The sequence below is a fragment of the Bradyrhizobium sp. USDA 4502 genome, from assembly GCF_054063355.1.
The window spans coordinates 1,842,697-1,862,307 of record NZ_JBSSGF010000001.1 but is presented as its reverse complement, the minus strand read 5'-3'; the positions used below and the strand labels follow the sequence as shown (position 1 = coordinate 1,862,307).

The window sequence follows — 19,611 nt, the reverse complement described above, 5'->3', positions numbered from 1 at the left end:
AGCCTAGCCTAGAAAATATGAACGTTCGTGGCCGCCGGCAAGCCGGTGCTCACATGTGCGAGGTCCACCTTGTCGGAGCCTGTACCATTTGCCGAGTACCAGAGCTCATGGGTCGTATTGTTGAAGAAGAATTTGTTCGTGCTTGCACTTTCGTTCCAGGCGCTGGCGTTGTTCTCGGTCCCGCCGGTGACTGCCGATGACGTGAACTGGCCAGCCGTAAGGGCGTTTGAAACGCCCGTCGGCAGGCTCAGGCCGGCCACGTCGAGAAGGAGTGTATCACCGCTGTTGAAATCACTGATGATATCGTGGGCGGTCAGATTGAGAACAAACTTGTCGTCCCCACCATTGCCAGTGAGCGTCTCGTTGGTTGGTCCGGCGACAATGACATCATTGCCGGCCGTGCCCAGCAGGGTCGTGGTGCCATTGATGTTGATATTGATGGTGCTCGACGCCGTGTCGCCGTCACCGTCAATCGTCGACACGTTGAAGCTCAGATCCTCGGAGACGTTCGTGGTCGACGAAACTCCGACGCCAACCAGGTCGACCTTGCCGCTGCCTGTCACGTCCGTGAACTGGACAGTGTAGAGCTGCAGGCCGGCCGGCGCTGTGGGCGTCGACCATTCGGTGGCGACCGTGGTGTGGGTGGAAGGATCGAAATCACCGGATACCGATGTGATGGAGGCGGCGTGCACTCCGTCCCAATAAGATACGACGTAATGGATTTCGTCCCCGCCCTTGTAGTTGGAGAACGTGTAGTTCGCGACCGATTCGTTTGCCGGCGGATGGAACGCCGCATTGCCGACCGGACTGGCGATTGCGCCGCTCGTGAAATCGAACAGCAGCTTTTCATTGGGGTCGAAGTTATTGTTGTCGACGCCCCAACCGTTGGTAGATCCGTTCACACCGCCTTGGCTGCCGCCGGAGGTCGTTCCCGAAACAACCGCCAGTTGATCGGTGTTCGACGAAAGAACCTGCTCTTCCGATGGTCCCGAGCCGAAGGAAGATGAACTGCCGACATTCTGGATCGTTGTCTCCGTGAATGGCTGAAGCAATGTGAATAGGTAGTGACCGGTTGTGTCATCCAGATTCAGCGTGAAGATATTATTCGCTGCTGATGGGGCCGCACCGATATAGGCCGTCAAATTCTGTCCAAACGCGTCGATGGAATAGTGCACGGCCTGGCCATTGAACGTCAGGCCGGCCGGCGCCGTGTTTCCAGTCAAGGTGAAGTCATATGCGCCAAAACCATCGGCGCCGGAGAACACGGGTAGGTTACCTAGCACGGACATTCCCGCGTAATCGGCAATGATTCCATGCTCGATCGTGCCGAAACTCGGGCCGTCGTCGAGGAAGCTGATATGAGTGCTGATGTCGGCGGTGGCCGTCACATGATCGCCATCGGCGTCCGTCAACGTGACCGTCGCGCCGATCTTGCCGGCCGTCATCGTCAGCAGATCGTTCGAACTGGCGGTGCTGTTGTGGTGGAGCGAGAGATAGTCCGCCACATAGAGCTGACCGGTGATCGGATCGATGGCGATCGCGAAGGCCGTTTGGCCCGTCAGGCTGGGGTTGGCGGCATCGTTGCCCACAGTACCGATGATCCGGCCGCTGGCATCCAGCGACAGCGCGATCCCCGTGCCATCCGTCAATGTCAGGCCTGACGCAGCGCTGAGGACGCTCAACGCATAGGTCGTAGACCCCGCGCCGTCAGAGCCGAAGCTGCCGCCGGCCACCGTCAGGATGCTGCTCGCGCCCGTCGAGGCAAAGCTGAGCGCACCGTTGTCAAGTGACGCTGCCGACACGTCGGTGTCGATGCCCTTGTTCGCAACCGTGCTGAACAGCGCGGCGACAGTGCTGGCGGCACCGTTGAACGTGATCGCAGTGGAGCCGAGCACGTCGCTCGCGCCGCCGGTGGTCTGCACGCCGGGCGTCTCGTCCACGCCGATCGTAGCTGCGCTGACCGTCGCTGTCGGCGCCGTCGGGCCGCTATCCTGGATTATGAACACGCCGGTGCCGAGGTCGAGCGGCGTCGACACGCTGTCGCCGTCGGCATCGACGATGGTCTGCATCACCTGCAGCAGGTTGGCGCTCGAGAGCGTCAGCGTCGCCGCATCGTCCGAATTGTTCGGATCGGAGTGCCAGATGTTGTTGACCTGGGTGAAGGTCACGATCCCGGTTGCGGGATCAATGGTGATCGTGAAGTAGGTCGTCGCGCCAACCGAACCGGTGATGGTGTTGCCGGACTGGTTCAGCAGAATCTGCGCACCTTGTCCGATACCATCGCCGTCGCCGGCAGTCTTGTCGGTCGCATCGAGCGCATAGAGACCGGAGGCCACGTTCGAGCCCGTCAGCTTCAGCGTGTAGGTCGTCGAACCAGCACCGTCGCTGCCATAGCTACCGCCGGTGAAGTTGTCGGAGAAGTTCGCCGTCACGGAAACAAGCCCGTTCGGCGCCGTGCCGCCCGCGGTGTCGGTGCCAACAGGACGCGTCTCGTCCAGCACGAGCGTGTCGGTCGGGCCGGTCACCGTGCCGGCGGTCGGACCGCTGTCCTGGATCGTGAACACGCCGGTGCCGAGGTTCAGCGGCGTCGTCACGCTGTCGCCGTCCGCATCGGTGATGGTCTGCACCACCTGCAGCAGATTGGCAGCCGACAGCGTCAGCGTCGCCGCATCGTCCGGGTTGGTCGGATCGGAGTGCCAGATATTGTTAAGCTGGGTGAAGGTCACGATGCCGCTCGAAGGATCGATCGTGATCGTGAAGTAGTTGGTGCCGCCGACCGAGCCGGTGATGGTGTTGCCGACCTGGTTCAGCAGAATCTGCGCACCCTGTCCGATACCATCGCCGTCGCCGGCGGTCTTGTCGGTCGGATCGAGCGCATAGAGGCCGGAGGCCACGTTCGCACCGGTGAGCTTCAGCGTGTACGTCGTGCTACCAGCACCGTCGCTGCCGTAGCCGCCGCCGGTGAAGTTGTTGGAGAAATCCGCCGTCACGGTGTCGAGTCCGGTCGGCGCTGTGCCGCCCGCGGTGTCACTGCCAACAGGACGCGTCTCGTCCAGCACGAGCGTGTCGGTCGGACCGGTCACGGTACCTGCCGTCGGGCCGCTGTCCTGAATCGTGAACACGCCGGTGCCGAGGTTGAGCGGTGTCGACACGCTATCACCATCGGCGTCCGTGATGGTCTGCACCACCTGCAGCAACTCAGGGCGCGTCAGCGTCAGCGTCGCCGCATCGTCCGGGTTGTTCGGATCGGAGTGCCAGATGTTGTTGACCTGGGTGAACGTCACGATCCCGGTCGTCTCATTGATCGTGATCGTGAAGTAGGTCGTGCCGTTCGCCGAGCCGGTGATGGTGTCACCGACCTGGTTGAGCACGATCTGCGTTCCCTGTCCGATGCCGTCGCCGTCACCGGCGGTCTTGTCGGTCGGATCGAGCGCATAGAGGCCGGAGGCCACGTTCAAGCCCGTCAGCTTCAGCGTGTAGGTCGTCGACCCAGCACCATCGCTGCCGTAGCTGCCGGCGGTGAAGTTGTTGGAGAAGTCCGCCGTCACGGTGTCGAGCCCGGTCGGCGCCGTGCCGCCGGCGGTATCCGTTCCTGTGGGACGCGTCTCGTCCAGCACGAGGGTGTCGGTCGGGCCGGTCACCGTGCCGGCGGTCGGGCCGCTGTCCTGGATCGTGAACACGCCGGTGCCGACGTTGATCGGCGTCGTCACGCTGTCGCCGTCCGCATCGGTGATGGTCTGCACCACCTGAAGCAGGTTCGCGGCCGACAGGGTCAGCGTCGCGGCATCGTCCGGATTGGTCGGATCGGAGTGCCAGATGTTGTTGACCTGGGTGAACGTCACGATCCCGGTCGTCTCATTGATGGTGATCGTGAAGTAGGTCGTGCCGTTCGCCGAACCGGTGATGGTATCACCGACCTGGTTGAGCACGATCTGCGTACCTTGGCCGAAGTGGGTCGGGTCGGTGTCGGTCGGATCCAGCGCATAGAGACCGGAGGCGACATTCACGCCGGTCAGCTTCAGCGTGTAGGCCGTGTTGCCCGGGCCGTCGCTGCCGTAGCTGCCCGCCGAGAAGTTGTTCGAGAAGTCCGCCGTGACGGTGTCGAGCCCGGTCGGCGCCGTGCCGCCGGCAGTATCCGTTCCTGTGGGACGGGTCTCGTCCAGCACCAAGGTGTCGGTCGGGCCGGTCACCGTGCCCGCGGTCGGACCGCTGTCCTGGATGGTAAACACACCGGTCCCGAGATCGAGCGGCGTCGACACGTGGTCGCCATCCGCATCGGTGATGGTCTGCACCACCTGCAGCAGGTTGGCCGCCGACAGCGTCAGCGTCGCGGCATCGTCCGGATTGGTCGGATCGGAATGCCAGATGTTGTTGACCTGGGTGAACGTCACGATCCCGGTCGTCTCATTGATCGTGATCGTGAAGTAGGTCGTGCCGTTCGCCGAACCGGTGATGGTGTCACCGACCTGGTTGAGCACGATCTGCGTACCCTGCCCAAAATGGGTCGGGTCGGTGTCGGTCGGATCGAGCGCATAGAGGCCGGAGGCCACGTTCACGCCGGTCAGCTTCAGCGTGTAGGCCGTGTTGCCCGCACCATCGCTGCCGTAGTTGCCGCCGGTGAAGTTGTTGGAGAAGTCCGCCGTCACGGTATCGAGCCCGGTCGGCGCCGTGCCGCCTGCGGTGTCGCTGCCAACAGGACGGGTCTCGTCCAGCACCAAGGTGTCGGTCGGACCTGTCACCGTGCCCGCGGTCGGACCGCTGTCCTGGATGGTAAACACACCGGTCCCGAGATCGAGCGGCGTCGACACGTGGTCGCCATCCGCATCGGTGATGGTCTGCACCACCTGAAGCAGGTTCGCGCCCGACAGCGTCAGCGTCGCGGCATCATCCGGGTTGGTCGGATCGGCGTGCCAGATGTTGTTGACCTGGGTGAACGTCACGATCCCGGTCGTCTCATTGATCGTGATCGTGAAGTAGGTCGTGCCGTTCGCCGAACCGGTGATCGTGTCACCGACCTGGTTGAGCACGATCTGTGCACCTTGGCCGAAGTGGGTCGGGTCGGTGTCGGTCGGATCGAGCGCATAGAGGCCGGAGGCCACGTTCACGCCGGTCAACTTCAGCGTATAGGCCGTGTTGCCCGGACCGTCGCTGCCGTAGCTGCCGGCCGAGAAGTTGTTCGAGAAGTTTGCCGTCACGGTGTCGAGGCCGGTCGGCGCCGTGCCGCCCGCCGTATCCGTGCCGACGGGACGGGTCTCGTCCAGCACGAGGGTGTCGGTCGGACCGGTCACCGTGCCGGCGGTCGGGCCGCTGTCCTGGATTGTGAACACACCGGAGCCGAGGTTGAGCGACGTCGTCACGCTGTCGCCGTCGGCATCGGTGATGGTCTGCACCAATTGCAGGATTTCCGGACGCGACAGAGTCAGCGTCGCGGCGTCATCCGGGTTGGTCGGATCGGAGTGCCAGATGTTGTTGAGCTGGGTGAAGGTCACGATACCGGTCGAGGGATCGATCGCGATCGTGAAGTAATCGGTGCCGCCGACCGAGCCGGTGATCGTGTTTCCGACCTGGTTCAGGAGAATCTGCGCACCCTGCCCGAAATGGGTCGGGTCGGTGTCAGTCGGATCCAGCGCATAGAGGCCGGACGCCACGTTGGCGCCGGTGAGCTTCAGCGTGTAGGCCGAATTGCCCGGGCCATCGCTGCCATAGCTGCCGCCGGCGAAGCCGTTCGAGAAATCCGCCGTGACGCTGGCAAGGCCGGTCGGCGCCGTGCCGCCCGCGGTGTCGGTGCCGGCAGGCCGCGTCTCGTCGAGCACGAGCGTGTCCGTTGCGCCAGACAGCGCGCTCGCCGTCGGGCCGCTGTCCTGGATGGTGAACACACCGTTGCCGACATCGAGCGGCGTCGACACGTGGTCGCCGTCCGCATCGGTGATGGTCTGCACCACCTGCAGCAGGTTGGCCGCCGAGAGCGTCAGCGTCGCTGCATCGTCCGGGTTGGTCGGATCGGAATGCCAGATGTTGTTGAGCTGGGTGAACGTGACGATGCCGGTCGTCTCGTCGATCGTGATCGTGAAGTAGTTGGTGCCGCCGGCCGAGCCGGTGATGGTGTCACCGACCTGGTTCAGCAGAATCTGCGCACCCTGCCCGAAATGGGTCGGGTCGGTGTCGGTCGGATCCAGCGCATAGAGGCCGGAGGCGACGTTGGCACCGGTGAGCTTCAGCGTGTAGGCCGTGTTGCCCGCGCCGTCGCTGCCATAATTGCCGCCGGTGAAGTTGTTGGAGAAGTCCGCCGTCACGGTATCGAGGCCGGTCGGCGCGGTGCCGCCTGCGGTGTCGCTGCCGACAGGCCGCGTCTCGTCCAGCACAAGGGTGTCGGTCGGACCTGTCACCGTGCCCGCCGTCGGGCCGCTGTCCTGGATCGTGAACACGCCGGTGCCGACGTCGAGCGGCGTCGACACGCTATCGCCGTCCGCATCGGTGATGGTCTGCACCACCTGCAGCAGGTTCGCGGCCGACAGGGTCAGCGTCGCGGCGTCATCCGGATTGGTCGGATCGGCGTGCCAGATGTTGTTGAGCTGGGTGAACGTCACGATGCCGGTCGTCTCGTCGATCGTGATCGTGAAGTAGGCGGTCCCGCCGACCGAACCGGTGATCGTGTCACCGGATTGGTTCAGCACGATCTGCGCACCTTGGCCGAAGTGGGTCGGGTCGGTGTCGGTCGGATCCAGCGCATAGAGGCCGGAGGCCACGTTCACGCCGGTCAGCTTCAGCGTGTAGGCCGTGTTGCCCGCGCCGTCGCTGCCGTAGCTGCCGGCCGAGAAGTTGTTGGAGAAGTCCGCCGTGACGGTGTCGAGGCCGGTCGGCGCGGCGCCGCTGGCAGTGTCGGTGCCGACAGGACGGGTCTCGTCCAGCACCAACGTATCCGCCGCCGCGACCACCGTGCCGGCGCTCGGGCCGCTGTCCTGGATCGTGAACACGCCGGTGCCGACATCGAGCGGCGTCGTCACGCTGTCGCCGTCGGCATCGACGATGGTTTGCACCACCTGCAGCAGGTTGGCGCCAGACAGCGTCAGCGTCGCCGCATCGTCCGGATTGGTTGGGTCGGAGTGCCAGATATTGTTGAGCTGGGTGAATGTCACGATCCCGGTCGAGGGATCAATGGTGATGGTGAAATACGTCGTCCCGCCGGCCGAGCCGGTGATCGTGTTGCCGACCTGGTTCAGCAGAATCTGCGCGCCCTGCCCGATGCCGTCGCCGTCGCCGGTGGTCGTATCGGTCGCATCAAGTGCGTACAGACCGGACGCCACATTCGCGCCGGCGAGGTTCAGTGTGTAGGTCGTGTGGCCCGGGCCGTCGCTGCCATAGCTGCCGGGCGTGAAGTTGTTGGAGAAGTCTGCCGTTACGGAATCAAGGCCGGTCGGCGCCGTGCCGCCCGCGGTGTCCGTGCCAACCGCACGGGTCTCGTCCAGCACCAGGGTGTCGGTCGGGCCGGTCACCGTGCCGGCGGTCGGGCCGCTGTCCTGGATCGTGAACACACGGGTGCCGACATCGAGCGGCGTCGACACGCTGTCGCCGTCGGCGTCGGTGATGGTCTGCACCACCTGCAGCAGGCTGGGGCTCGACAGCGTCAGCGTTGCCGGATCGTCCGGATTCTTCGGGTCAGAATGCCAGATGTTGTTCGACTGCGTGAAGGTGACGATCCCGGTCGACGGATCAATGGTGATGGTGAAATACGTCGTCCCGCCGGCCGAGCCGGTGATCGTGTTGCCGGACTGGTTGAGGACGATTTGCGCGCCCTGTCCGATGCCGTCGCCGTCGGCAGTGGTCGTGTCGGTCGGATCCAGCGCGTAGAGACCCGAAGCCACGTTCGAGCCGGTGAGCTTCAGCGTGTAGGCGGTATGGCCGGGTCCGTCGCTGCCGTAGCTGCCGGACGTGAAGTCGTGGGAGAAGTCCGCCGTTACGCTGGCAAGCCCGCTCGGCGCAAAGCCGCCCGGCGTGTCGCTGCCAACCGGGCGCGACTCGTCCAGCACCAGCGTTTCGGCCGCGCCTTCCTTCTCGATCACCGTGCCGGCCGTCGGACCGCTGTCCTGAATTGTGAATACGCCCCCACCGAGGTTGATCGGCGTTGTCACGCTGTCGCCGTCCGCGTCAGTGATGGTCTGCACCACCTGCAGCAGGCTGGCGCTGGAGAGGGTCAACGTCGCCGCGTCATCCGGGTTGGTCGGATCGGCATGCCAGATGTTGTTGACCTGGGTGAAGGTCACGATCCCGGTCGTCTCGTTGATCGTGATTGTGAAGTAGGTCGTGCCGTTCGCCGAGCCGGTGATGGTGTCACCGGACTGGTTCAGCACGATCTGCGCACCCTGCCCGAAATGGGCCGGGTTGGTGTCGGTCGGATCCAGCGCATAGAGGCCCGAGGCGACGTTCGTGCCGGTGAGATGCAGCGTGTAGGCGGTGTTGCCGGCACCGTCGGCGCCGTAGCTGCCGCCGGTGAAATTGTTGGAGAAGTCCGCCGTCACGCTGGCGAGGCCGGTCGGCGTGGTGCCGCCCGCGGTGTCGCTGCCGACGGGGCGCGTTTCGTCGAGCACCAGCGTGTCGGTCGCGCCGGTCACCGTGCCCGCCACCGGACCATCGTCAAGGATCGTCAGATGCGAGCCGACGTCGACGCTCGCACTTGCCGACTGATTGTTGTTGTCAGTCACGGTGGCGGTCAGCGTGATCAGACCCGACGCCAGCGTGATCCCTTCATTGAAGTTGCCCGGTGTTGCCTCATGAACCGCGCGCAGATCGGTCAGCGTCACATGACCCGCGGTGTCAACCGAGACCGTGAGGACCAGATCGCCACTGATCGCCGTGCGGCCTTCCACGACGCCGGCCGCGTTGACCGTCAGCAGAACGTGCTGACCGGTCGCCGAATCGATCAGACCGGAATCTTCGTTCGGTGTCGTGACCGACAGCGCATAGGTCAGCGACTGCTGGCCGCCCGGTACCGTGACGTTGAACGACACCTGCACAGACGCGACCGTTGCCCCTGCTGGTCCGAGCCCCGAACCGGCGACACCATGGTTGGTGGCCGCGGTCAGGAAGCTCTCGTCGACAATCAGCGCCGACAGGGGGTTGCCCGAAATGGTCGGAGGCGGAGCAATGCCCAGCACGAAGCCGGTCGGCGGCACAGGGGTCACGAGGTTCGGCAACTCTTCCTGCGGCGCCAACACGTTGGTCGGCACAGGAGCTAGCGGATCAACCGCAAACGGGCGGAAATCCGCGCCGCTCGCCTGCGCGTTGCCGTTCGAGTTGCCGCCATTGTCGGCCGCCGGCAACACGGAGGCATCCGTGGTGATCGGAAACAGACTGGCGAATTCCTGGACCGAGACCTCGCGTCCCGGCGCCATCTCGATCGTGACATTCTTCTGTCCATCCGTACGGGAGTCGAAGAACGGCTCAACCGTGACGGTCGACTGGTTGTCGAACAGGATGATCAGCTTTTCGCCGACGTGGACCAGCGTGATCTTTTCATTGGCGATCGACGAAAAGTCGACCTTCACCTTCTGGTCGTATCCAAGATTGACGACCACCGCCTGATCGGTCAGCGGCTTGGTCAGCTTGTAAATTCGTACGGGAGCCGAATTGGTGGAATTGCCGGTGCCGGTTGCCTGAGCGACCTGAAACGAACCCTGCATTATCAACTCCGCAAAATGCGATTAGAGGAAAAGTTGTAGAAAAATTTAGTTTTAGGCTATTGTTAACCCTCCCCGCGGTCAAGAAATGTATTTGGTTAATCAATGCTTTCCGTCGAAGTGTGGTAAAGATCGGACAGGTCGAAGCAGAAAGAACAACGGCTTAGCGGGATTAACTTGGCCAAAGGCAGTATTTCCCCGGCCCCGTTCGTCCTTCCCGGCGATTTGGAGCAGCAGTCGATGCGTGTGATTCTTCAGGCGTGCGCCGCTGTCTTGATTTGGGGCTGTTTCGGCGCGGCCGCCGCGCAAGCCCCTGCACAACCTGTCCCCCAGGAGACCACGGTGGAGCGCCAGGTTCGCGCCCTGGCCAACCGGGACACCCAGATTGGCCTCTATCTCAACGTGTTACCTGATTGCACGTCGGGGCCGCTGCCGACCATCCGCCTGGTCACCGCGCCGGCTGCCGGAAAGGTTGTGGTGAAGTCGGCGAAGGCGAAGGCCACCAATTACAAGGCCTGCCTGGCGCTCGAGGTGCCAGCCTATGTCGCCTTCTACAAGGCGCCACCGGAATTTCTCGGCGACGACGCCTTGACTATTGAGGTCAAATATCAGGGCGGTCGAACCGAAATTCAGAAGATCACCGTCAAGGTGAGTGCACCAGGCGGGCAGCAGAAGATCTGATGGTGTTGCGGGCGGCCTGAGGCCCGCGCGCCGACCAATCGCCTTACAGCGGCTCGCCCTCGGCTTCGTCCTGCTGCAACGACACCTCGCTCGGTGCGGAGGCCGGCTGGCTGAGCGAAGCTCTATCCTCGTGGCAATCGCTGATTCGGCGGGCAACCACCCGGTCGGTCCGCGGCGCCTGACCAACATTGGTCTTGTTGACCTCGGTATAGGCCTCGTCGCTGAGAACCGTGATGACGGTGCTGACCGGCCCGAGATAGTCGCAGCGGTTGGAGAAGACGTATTTGTTGTTGATCTTTTCCGGCCGCGAAGAGTGGCAATTTCCAACGGACGGAGATGAGAAGGTCGCCTTCATCGCCTGGGTCGGATCGACACAGCGCGTCATTTCGCGCTCGAGCAGCGTTTGCCGGACGTTCGAGGACGAGGCGATTTCCAGCGTCCGCACGAAGCGCCACATCCCCTTTCGGAAGGTCGGTCCGCTGAATCCTTCCTCCGCCAGGGCGCTCGGGGAGGCGAGCACGAACACGGAAAGCGCGGTCACGACGCCAAGCGCGGATGCGAAGATCTTCGACGGGGCGAAGCCCTCACGCGATGTCATTTATTGAATCCCTAACCGGCCGATTGACGCGGATCGCGTGACTTCGCTTGAAGCACGTCCAACCTCACATCATTCAGGAGCATTTCGTGTTAAGACCCCGTAAATGCTTGGCCTTTGCTCGAAGTTCTCACGAGCTCTTGCGCCAAACACGGTGAATGCCCGGTTGCTTCAGGCCGGGGCAGCTTCGGCGCGAAAGGAAGCGCAGCGTCTGCGTCGTCGGGGACGAATGGACGCCTCGTCCGCCGCCACTGCCGTTTGATTGCCAGCTAATGCTGCAAAGCCGCCGCAGCGGACTTGTCAGTCTTGGCCTCGGACTTGGCCTCAATCTTGGCCGCGCTACCGTCGTCGCAGTCGCCGATCCTTGTCGCGACGACCGTGTCGGTCCGGGGATGCTCTCCGGTGCTGATCTCGTTCAGCTCGGTATAGGCCTCGTCGCTGCGCACGGTGATGACGGTGCTGACCGTCCCCATGTAATCGCAGCGGTGTCCGAAGGTGTATTGATTACCGACCTTCTCCGGCTTGTCCGAGACGCAGCTTCCGATCGATCCCGAGGCAAAGGTCGCCTTCATGGCGTGGGTCGGGTCGACGCAGCGCGTCGTCTCCGCGTTGACCACCCGATACTTGAAGTTCTTGTTGGCGGTCCTGACCACATCGAGCGTTCGCACGAAGCGCCACAGACCTTTGCGGAAGCTCGGGCCAGAAAAGGCTTGATCGCCCTGAGCCGGCTGCGCCGCCGCTGCCCGGCCGTTCGCCGGTTGAGGAGCCTGAGTCTGCGCATGAGCTGCCAGCGCAGGCAATGAGACAATCATCAGGGTCAGTAGCGAACGTGCAATGCCACCACGGAAGTCCATTCCCACCCCCGATGTCCGTCCGAATGCGTTCGTGATGCGATCCGGTCAGCGCATTGAAGCAATCTCCGGAACACGACTCAATACATCACACCACTTGCAGGGCGAATTGTGGCCAGTAAAGGTGCATTAACGCTACCGGGCAGCTTGCGGCCGAATTCAGACTTACTGCAGCAAACTTGCAACACCTGACACGCCATTCGCGATGGCGCCGGCCGATCTCCCCCGCACCACATTGGGCAGAGAGGTTTGACCTTGGAGGTTTTTTTTGCTCATTTAGCGCGAGATATTTTCTTCAATTACTTAGCCTATCGCTGGACGAGGGGGCACTGATGCGTATTCGGTTTGGCTACACGGTCGCAGGCATTTTGGCGTTGGGTGCAACGTTGTTCGGCAACTCCGGGCCGGCGGCGGCAGCGGACCTTGGCCTGGTCACAAAAGCACCGGTCGGCACCTGCACCGAGATTGTCTTCACCTGCGAGAACGGCCATCAATATCCGCTGTGCCCGCGCGCCGTGTCGGTCGAGGGCGAAGTGGTCACGGCCTCCCTGCTCACCGGCCGTGGCGGCGTCCATGTGCGGCACGTTCCGATGGGCGTCGGCTATCGCTATGCGGGCCGCGGCGTCTGGCTGGACGGCTTCCGGGAAAACGCGCTGCTCAACTTCGGCAAGCGCCACCAGGTGGCGTGCACCATCGCGCATTCATGAGTGCGCGCTCTGCGTCGCTGCAATCGGCGTGACGCAGAGCACCTCAAGCAGCCGAACTCTCCTCACCCCTTGGTGCGGAGCACGACGCGCGACGAGCGCGAGAACATATACGCCTTCGGATTGACGTAGACCGGGCAGTAGTCCTGCCACTGGTACAGCTGCCAATTCCATTTCCAGCAGCCCGATACGATCTGGGGCTCTTGCACGTAGTCCAGCCGGTACGGCGGATCGCCAAACGGATAGTAGTCGCCGCATCGCGCCGCCGTCGAAGACAGAACGACGATTGAAGCGGCCGCGGCAATGATCACAGAAAATGACTTGTTCATAACGCCCCTCGATGGAATGACGTGACCGCACGAGAGTGCCAAATCCGCCGGTCGTTATCAAGGTGCCGGCCGCCTGCCCCGAGACGTCAACCGGCCGCCTACACCGCGCGATTCTGCGTCGGCGCCCGGCCGCCGCCATCGGCGACCAGCACCGCGCCGGTCACGAAGGACGCCTCGTCGGAGGCCAGGAACAGGCAGCACGCGGCGATCTCGGCGGGCTCGGCCATCCGTCCCAGGGCAATGCGTCGTTCGACGCCGCGAATCTCGGCATCGACGGTGGTGCCGTTCTGGTCCGCGAGCAGCTGCATTTCATGGGCGCTCATCGGCGTGCGCACCCAGCCCGGTGCCACCGCATTGGCGCGGATGCCGTCGGCGCCGTGCGCATAGGCCAGCGAGCGCGTATAGGCGACGACGGCAGCCTTGCTGGCGGCGTAGCTTGCGCTGTCCGGGCTGGCATTGAACGCGGCAACCGAGGCGACGTTCACGATCGCCCCGCCGCGCTGCCGGAGCAGCGGCAGGGACGCGCGACAGACGCGCATCGTCCCCGTGAGGTTGACGTCGAGCGTTTTGGCCCAGACCTCGTCGGAGACGCTGGCCGGCTGATCCGGCACGATCAGGCCGGCGGCGTTGACGACGACGTCGAGCCACGCGCCGCAGGCGGTGACGGCCTTTGCGATGTCGTCCGGCCGGGTGACGTCACCATGGACCGCCTGCCCGCCGCACTCCACTGCTGCGGCCTGAAGCTCGGCGTTGCCGAGGCCGAACAGCACGACGCGCGCGCCGCTCAACGCCAGCCGCGCCGCCGTCGCCCGGCCGATCCCCGTGGCTGCGCCGGTCACCAGCGCCGTCTTTCCGTCGAGCCGCGGCATCAGGGCATGATCCGGAAAAGTGGAAACCGGTTTTCCGAAAAGACCATGCTCATCTAGACTCCCCACTGCCGTTCGACGGCAAATCCGGTCTCCGGCAACGTCGAGCCGCCGTCGACGACGATGGTCTGCCCGGTGACGTATTTGGCCTCGGTGGAGGCGAGATAGAGCATCGCGCAGGCGATGTCGTCGGCGCTACCCATGTGCCCCATCGGAATGAAGCGCTCGAGCTTCGCCTTGTTCTCCGGCGCGCTCATGGTGCCGCGGCCCGGCTTTTCGATGAAGCCGGCCTCGACGCCGTTGACCGTGATGCCGTCGCGCGCGAGTTCGAAGGCGGCGCCGCGGATGAATGCGTTCACGCCGGCTTTCGCCGCCGAGTAATGCGCGCCGCCGCCCATCGCGACGCGCGCGGAGACCGAGGACGTCACGAGGATGCGCCCGAACCTGACGGCACGCATGTGCGGAATTGCGGCCTGCGCGAGCCAGATGCTGGCGTTGAGGTTCAGCGCCAGCGTGTCCTCAAGCTTGGCTTCATCAAGCTCTTCAAGCGATGACCACGGACAGCCGCCGGCATTGTGCACGACGATATCGAGCCGGCCATATTGAGCAGCGACGCGATCGACCATCGCGCGCAAGCTACTGCGGTCCAGGCGGTCGAACGGAACGCAATGCGCCGCGCGTCCATCGGCCACGAGTTCGCGTGCCAACGCCTCGGCCACATCAAGAGTCCGGTTGGCGATCACCACGGTCGCGCCCACCTGCGCGAACCTTCTCACGATGGCGGCGCCGATCCCCCTGCCGCCGCCGGTGACGATGGCGATGCGACCGTCAAGATTGAACGGAGGGGCCTGCATCAAATCGCTCCCGCGCCGCGAAGCAAATTGATGAACTGCGCCAACACCCTCGTGTGCTTGTCGACGTCGCGCGCGGAGGTCGCCGGACACATCAGCAGCATGGTGTGGAACGGGGTCACCAGAATGCCCTCATTGATGTAGAAGGCATGCAGCAGGGTCTCGAGATCGGGTTGCCGGCCCGCAATGACGTCGGCGCCGCTGCGTGGCGGCTGCGGCATGAACATGATCTCGGCGCGCGCGCCGATCTGCGTCACGTGCCAGGGCAGACCAGCCGCCGCGATCAGGCGGCGCGCTTCCTGCGCGAGCAAGGTCGCGGTTCCGATCATTCGCTCGTAATTCGCAGAGGTCAGCACCTTCTCCAGCACCGCGCGCATGGTCGCGACCGTCAGCGCGTTGCCGGCGAGCGTGCCGCCGAAGCCGAGATGCGCCGATTGCCGCTCGCGCGGATTGACGTGGGCAACAAGTTTCCAGAGCCGCTCGGCGATCTCCTGGCTGAGACCGAACACACCGGCAGGGATGCCGCCCGCGATCGCCTTGCCCGCGACGAAAATGTCGGGCTCGAGCCCATGGCTCTCCGTATAGCCGCCCGGTCCGCAGGACAGCGTGTGGGTCTCGTCGATGATGAGGACGGAGCCGGCGCGCCGGGTCAGCTCCCGCAAAGCCTGGTGAAAACCGGGATCGACCGGGATCATGCCGAAATTCGTCATCAGCGGCTCGGTCAGCACGCAGGCGACGTCGCCATGCGCAAGCGCCGCCTCGAGGCCCGCGACATCGTTGAACTCGACGACCCTGCTCACCGCATCATGATCGATGCCGTTGGGATGGATCATGTTACGCAGGCCGACCCGGCCGTCGCGGATCTCGACATGCGCCTCCTCGACGCCGCCATGATAGCAGCCGGAGAACACCAGCACCTTTCGCCGGCCGGTGATCATGCGCGAGATGCGGATCGCGGCACGGTTGGCGTCGGTCGCCGACGTCGTCAGCGTCCAGTATTTCGGGCCGAAGCGGCGCGACAGCTCGGCGCCGACCCAGATACTGTCCTCCGTCGGCAGCATCATGGTCGCGCCACGCTTGAGCTGAGCGAGCGCGGCCTCGGTCACCGCCTCGGGCGCGTGCCCACACATGCCGCCGGTGTCGCCAAGGCAGAAATCGATGTAGTCGCGTCCGTCGATATCCCTGATATGCGCGCCCTGCGCCTGCTCGGCATAAACCGGGAAGCCGCCGGCCCAGCGCCGCATCCAGTGCGACGGGCCGCCGTAAAGGTAGTGCCGCCTTCCGTCCTGCCAGGCCGCCGCCGATCGCGGGTGCAGCGCGCGAAAGCGGTCCTGCTCGGCATCGAGCAATCGGTTCAGAACGCCGGCGCGTTCGGCAGTTGCAGCTGTCATAGCGCGATCCCGGCGGTCTTGAGGTCGGTATAGGCATCGAGCGCGTGCAGCGACTTGTCGCGTCCGAAGCCGGATTGCTTGAAGCCGCCGAGCGGCACCGTGATGTCGGCGCCGCCATAGGCGTTGACGTGCACGACGCCGGCCTTGATGGCGCGCACCATGCGATGCGCCGTCGACAGACTTGCGGTCCACACCGCCGACGCAAGTCCATAGGGGGTCGCATTGGCGAGCGCTGTGGCATCTTCCTCGCCCTCGAACCGCGTCACTGCCAGCACCGGGCCGAACACTTCCTCGCGCCAGACCTGCATCGACGGCGTCACGTCGGTGAGGATCGCGGGCGCCATGAAGTTGCCGCCGCTCTCGACACGGACCTGCTCGCCGCCGATCAGTCGCTTCGCGCCCTCCGCTTCCGCATGGGCAACGGCATCCAGGTTCTTGCGCAACTGCGGCTTGCTCGAAATGGCGCCGATATCAGAGCTCAGTTCGAGGGGATCGCCGACCCTTAGTTTTGTGGTGGCGTCGAGCAGCTCGGCCATGAAGCGATCATAGATCGAGGACTGCACCAAGAGCCGCGATCCAGCCACGCAGACCTGCCCGGAGTTTCGGAAGATGCCGTTCGCGGAGACCTTGGCCGCATGCTTGATGTCGGGCGCGTCGGCGAACACGATGTTGGGCGACTTGCCGCCAAGCTCGAGATGGACGCGCTTCAGGTTCGATCGCGCCGAGCATTCCAGGAGACGCCGGCCCACCGCACCCGAGCCGGTGAAGGCGAGCACATCGACATCCATGTGCAGCGCGAGCGCTTCGCCGGCCGATGCGCCGCGGCCGGTGACGACGTTGAGCACGCCGTCGGGCAACCCCGCCTCGGTCGCGAGCTCGGCAAGCCGCAGCAGCGTCAGCGAGGCAAGCTCCGGCGGCTTGACCACGACCGAATTTCCGGCGGCGAGCGCCGGGCCGATCTTCCACGCTCCGATCATCAGCGGGAAATTCCACGGCACGATCACGCCGACGACGCCAAGCGGCTCGCGATGCACGAGCCCGAGCACATCGCCTGAGGTCGGCGCGATCTCGCCATAGACCTTGTCGATCGCCTCGGCGTAGTAACGGATGGTGCCGGCGGCCGAGAGCGGCTCGGCCTTGTAGGCCATACTGATCTCGGTGCCGTTGTCGCGCACGCCGAGCACCGCAATCTCGAGCGCGTGCCGCTCGATGAGATCGGCGAACCGCAGCAACACCTTCTTGCGCTGCGCCGGCGCCGCGCGCGACCAGCTGCCCTGCTCGAAGGCCTGCCGCGCGTGTCTTACCGCGGCGTCGACATCGGCCGCATCGCCGTCAGCGATGCTGGTCAATACCTGGCCGTCGATCGGCGACACGACATCAAGCCGTGCCTCTCTGATCGCCGGTGTCGGCCGGCCGCCGATGAAGAGCTGCTGGGCCGGAATGACGGCCGCGCGTAGTCGATCGATCTGGGCTTGCTGCATGCGAGATAATTGTGACGATGACAAAAGCGGCTTCCAAGCGAGACCGCTGGCACGGCGCAATCCTCGCCAAATCAAGGCTTTGGCAGCAATCAACCGATAGGTGGATGTCACGGCAAGGCGCGTCCCCATAGCGTGATCGCACGATGGCCGAGCGCTCCGCCTGCGTTATGCAAACCGGTTGTCACCATCCCTTACGCCTGCCGGCGAGCCGAAGGTCATGCCTGAGATGACGCAGCCCCGCATTCTCCTGATCGGAACGGGAGACACCAAGGCCGACGAACTGCTGTTCATGAGCGAGTGCATCGCGCGCGCCGGTGGACGAACCATCATGATGGACATCAGCGTGCTCGGGGATCCGCCGTACCAGGCGGCACATGACAAGCACGCGGTGGCGGCCGCCGCACAAACCACGATCGAGGCGATCGCATCGAGCGGCGACGAGAATTCCGCGATGTCACTGATGGCAGTTGGCGCCGCCAATCTGGCGCGCGCGCTCGCGGAGCGCGATGCCATCGACGGGGTGATCGCGATCGGCGGCACGATGGGCACCGACCTTGCGCTCGACGTCGCGCAGGCGCTGCCGCTCGGCCTGCCGAAGCTGATCGTCTCGACCGTCGCCTTCTCGCATCTGATCCCGCCCGAGCGCGTCGCCGCCGATCTGATGATGATCCTGTGGGCCGGCGGCCTCTACGGCCTCAACGGCACCTGCACCGCCGTGCTGTCGCAGGCCTGCGGCGCGATCGTCGGCGCCGCCAGAAGCGCAATCAGGCCGCGCAAGGACCGGCCGGTCGTTGCGATCACCTCGCTCGGCAAGAGCTGCCTGCGCTACATGGTCGAGCTCAAGCCGCAGCTCGAACGGCGCGGCTACGAGGTGGTCGTCTTCCACACCACCGGCATGGGCGGCCGCGCGATGGAGTCGATCGCCACGCAAGGCGGCTTTGCCGCGGTGCTGGACCTCAGCCTGCAGGAGGTCGCCAACCAGCTCACCGGCTCGGTGGTCAATTCCGGCGCCGACAGGCTGGAGAATGCGGGCAGAGCCGGCATTCCGCAGATCGTCGCGCCCGGGGCGATCGACATGGTCGACTTCCCGGCATGGCTTGGGGTTCCGAACGAGCTGTCGGATCGCCCGTTCCACGCGCATAACCGGCTGCTTGCATCGGCGACGTCGGGATCCACCGATCGCCAACGGATCGCCCGCGCGATCGCTGAAAAACTGTCCCAGGCCAACGCTCCCGTTGCCTTCGTGCTGCCCGCCGGCGGCATCCAGCAATGGGATCGCGAAGGCGAAGCCTTGCACGATCCCGACGCCCTCGCCGCCTTCGTCGACGCCATGCGATCGGCGATCAAGGCGCCGGTCGAGCTGCACGAGATCAAGGATCACATCAACAGCGCCGCATTCAACGAAACGGTGCTCGGCATCTTCGACCGATGGGTCGCTGCCGGCATTGTCCCTCGCGGCCGCACCACGGTTGCCGCATGAGGAGGCCGCGTACCCAGGCGCTGGTGCTCGACTTCGGCGGGGTGATCTCGAAGACATTGTTCGAGACCCATGACCTGACCGAGCGCGCGCTCGGGCTCGCCCCGTGCACGCTGAAATGGCTCGGACCGTTCGCACCCGACAGCGATCCGCTCTGGACGAGCATGCAGCGTGGCGAGATTTCGGAACGCGACTACTGGCTCATCCGCAGCCGCGAGGTCGGGCGCCTGGTCGGCGAGGACTGGCGCGACATGGAGACCTTCGTGAAACGCGCGCGCGGCGCCGATCCCGACACCGTGATCCGCCCCGAGGCAGCGCGCGCGATCACCCTCGCCGCCGATGCCGGGTTCCGGCTCGCCATCCTCTCCAACGAGCTCGACCTGTTCTACGGCACCGATTTCCGCAGCCGTCTCTCCATCCTCAAGCGCTTCGACACCATCGTCGATGCCACGCATACCGGGATCCTGAAGCCCGACCCCCGCGCCTATCAAAGCGTGCTGGACGAACTGGCACTGGAGGCAGACAATTGCGTCTTCGTCGACGACCAGCGCCGCAACATCGCAGGCGCCGCCGCGTGCAACATGCGCACGGTGCTGTTCGATGTGCGCAATCCTGCCGCGTCCTACAGCGAGGCGCTGCGGCATTTCGGGCTGCAATTCGACTAAAGCGCTTTCGAGCGAAGTGGTACCGGTTCGCGTGAAGAAAGCGCAT

Annotated in this window: 12 protein-coding genes; 4 read left to right on the top strand and 8 right to left on the bottom strand. The window is 64.6% G+C overall.

Annotated features, from left to right (window positions below; genetic code table 11):
- Positions 1–8: 8 nt before the first annotated feature.
- On the bottom strand, positions 9–9,677 hold the full coding sequence (locus tag ACVW1B_RS08205) for a beta strand repeat-containing protein (protein ID WP_456821475.1): 9,669 nt from the start codon (positions 9,675–9,677) through the stop codon (positions 9–11).
- Positions 9,678–9,851: 174 nt separating this feature from the next.
- Between ACVW1B_RS08205 and ACVW1B_RS08200 the strand changes: the two genes are divergently transcribed.
- A complete protein-coding gene (locus ACVW1B_RS08200) occupies positions 9,852–10,355 on the top strand; it encodes a hypothetical protein (protein ID WP_253609349.1) in 504 nt (167 codons plus the stop codon).
- Positions 10,356–10,398: 43 nt separating this feature from the next.
- On the opposite strand, the gene ACVW1B_RS08195 is transcribed toward ACVW1B_RS08200, so the two are convergent.
- Together ACVW1B_RS08195 and ACVW1B_RS08190 are read right to left on the bottom strand one after the other, a co-directional pair.
- Positions 10,399–10,953, bottom strand: a complete 555-nt coding sequence (locus ACVW1B_RS08195) for a DUF3617 domain-containing protein (RefSeq protein ID WP_253609350.1) — start codon at positions 10,951–10,953, stop codon at positions 10,399–10,401.
- A 266-nt stretch (positions 10,954–11,219) separates the two neighbouring features.
- Positions 11,220–11,804 (bottom strand): DUF3617 family protein, encoded by a 585-nt coding sequence (locus tag ACVW1B_RS08190; protein ID WP_253609351.1) that lies wholly within the window; start codon positions 11,802–11,804, stop codon positions 11,220–11,222.
- 329 nt (positions 11,805–12,133) lie between these two features.
- Here ACVW1B_RS08190 and ACVW1B_RS08185 point away from each other — a divergent pair, with 329 nt between their 5' ends.
- Entirely contained in the window at positions 12,134–12,508 is a 375-nt protein-coding gene (locus ACVW1B_RS08185; protein ID WP_253609352.1) for a hypothetical protein, read from the top strand.
- Positions 12,509–12,570: 62 nt separating this feature from the next.
- On the opposite strand, the gene ACVW1B_RS08180 is transcribed toward ACVW1B_RS08185, so the two are convergent.
- The 5 genes from ACVW1B_RS08180 to ACVW1B_RS08160 all read right to left on the bottom strand — a co-directional run bounded on the left by ACVW1B_RS08180 (position 12,571) and on the right by ACVW1B_RS08160 (position 17,423).
- Positions 12,571–12,834, bottom strand: a complete 264-nt coding sequence (locus ACVW1B_RS08180; protein WP_076826182.1) for a hypothetical protein — start codon at positions 12,832–12,834, stop codon at positions 12,571–12,573.
- A gap of 98 nt (positions 12,835–12,932) precedes the next feature.
- Positions 12,933–13,703, bottom strand: a complete 771-nt coding sequence (locus ACVW1B_RS08175; RefSeq protein WP_456821474.1) for an SDR family NAD(P)-dependent oxidoreductase — start codon at positions 13,701–13,703, stop codon at positions 12,933–12,935.
- A gap of 53 nt (positions 13,704–13,756) precedes the next feature.
- Positions 13,757–14,554: an SDR family oxidoreductase gene (locus ACVW1B_RS08170; RefSeq protein ID WP_456821473.1), complete on the bottom strand. Its 798-nt coding sequence runs from the start codon at positions 14,552–14,554 to the stop codon at positions 13,757–13,759.
- Entirely contained in the window at positions 14,554–15,942 is a 1,389-nt protein-coding gene (locus tag ACVW1B_RS08165) for a transaminase (protein ID WP_456821472.1), read from the bottom strand. The genes ACVW1B_RS08170 and ACVW1B_RS08165 overlap by 1 nt, the downstream gene beginning before the upstream one ends.
- Positions 15,939–17,423 (bottom strand): aldehyde dehydrogenase, encoded by a 1,485-nt coding sequence (locus tag ACVW1B_RS08160; RefSeq protein ID WP_456821471.1) that lies wholly within the window; start codon positions 17,421–17,423, stop codon positions 15,939–15,941. Before ACVW1B_RS08160 ends, ACVW1B_RS08165 begins: the two co-directional genes overlap by 4 nt.
- A 217-nt stretch (positions 17,424–17,640) precedes the next feature.
- On the opposite strand from ACVW1B_RS08160, the gene ACVW1B_RS08155 reads away from it, so the two are divergent.
- Both ACVW1B_RS08155 and ACVW1B_RS08150 read left to right on the top strand, forming a co-directional pair.
- Positions 17,641–18,903: a Tm-1-like ATP-binding domain-containing protein gene (locus ACVW1B_RS08155; RefSeq protein WP_253609357.1), complete on the top strand. Its 1,263-nt coding sequence runs from the start codon at positions 17,641–17,643 to the stop codon at positions 18,901–18,903.
- Positions 18,900–19,565 (top strand): HAD family hydrolase, encoded by a 666-nt coding sequence (locus tag ACVW1B_RS08150; RefSeq protein WP_253609358.1) that lies wholly within the window; start codon positions 18,900–18,902, stop codon positions 19,563–19,565. Before ACVW1B_RS08155 ends, ACVW1B_RS08150 begins: the two co-directional genes overlap by 4 nt.
- Positions 19,566–19,611 lie beyond the last annotated feature (46 nt).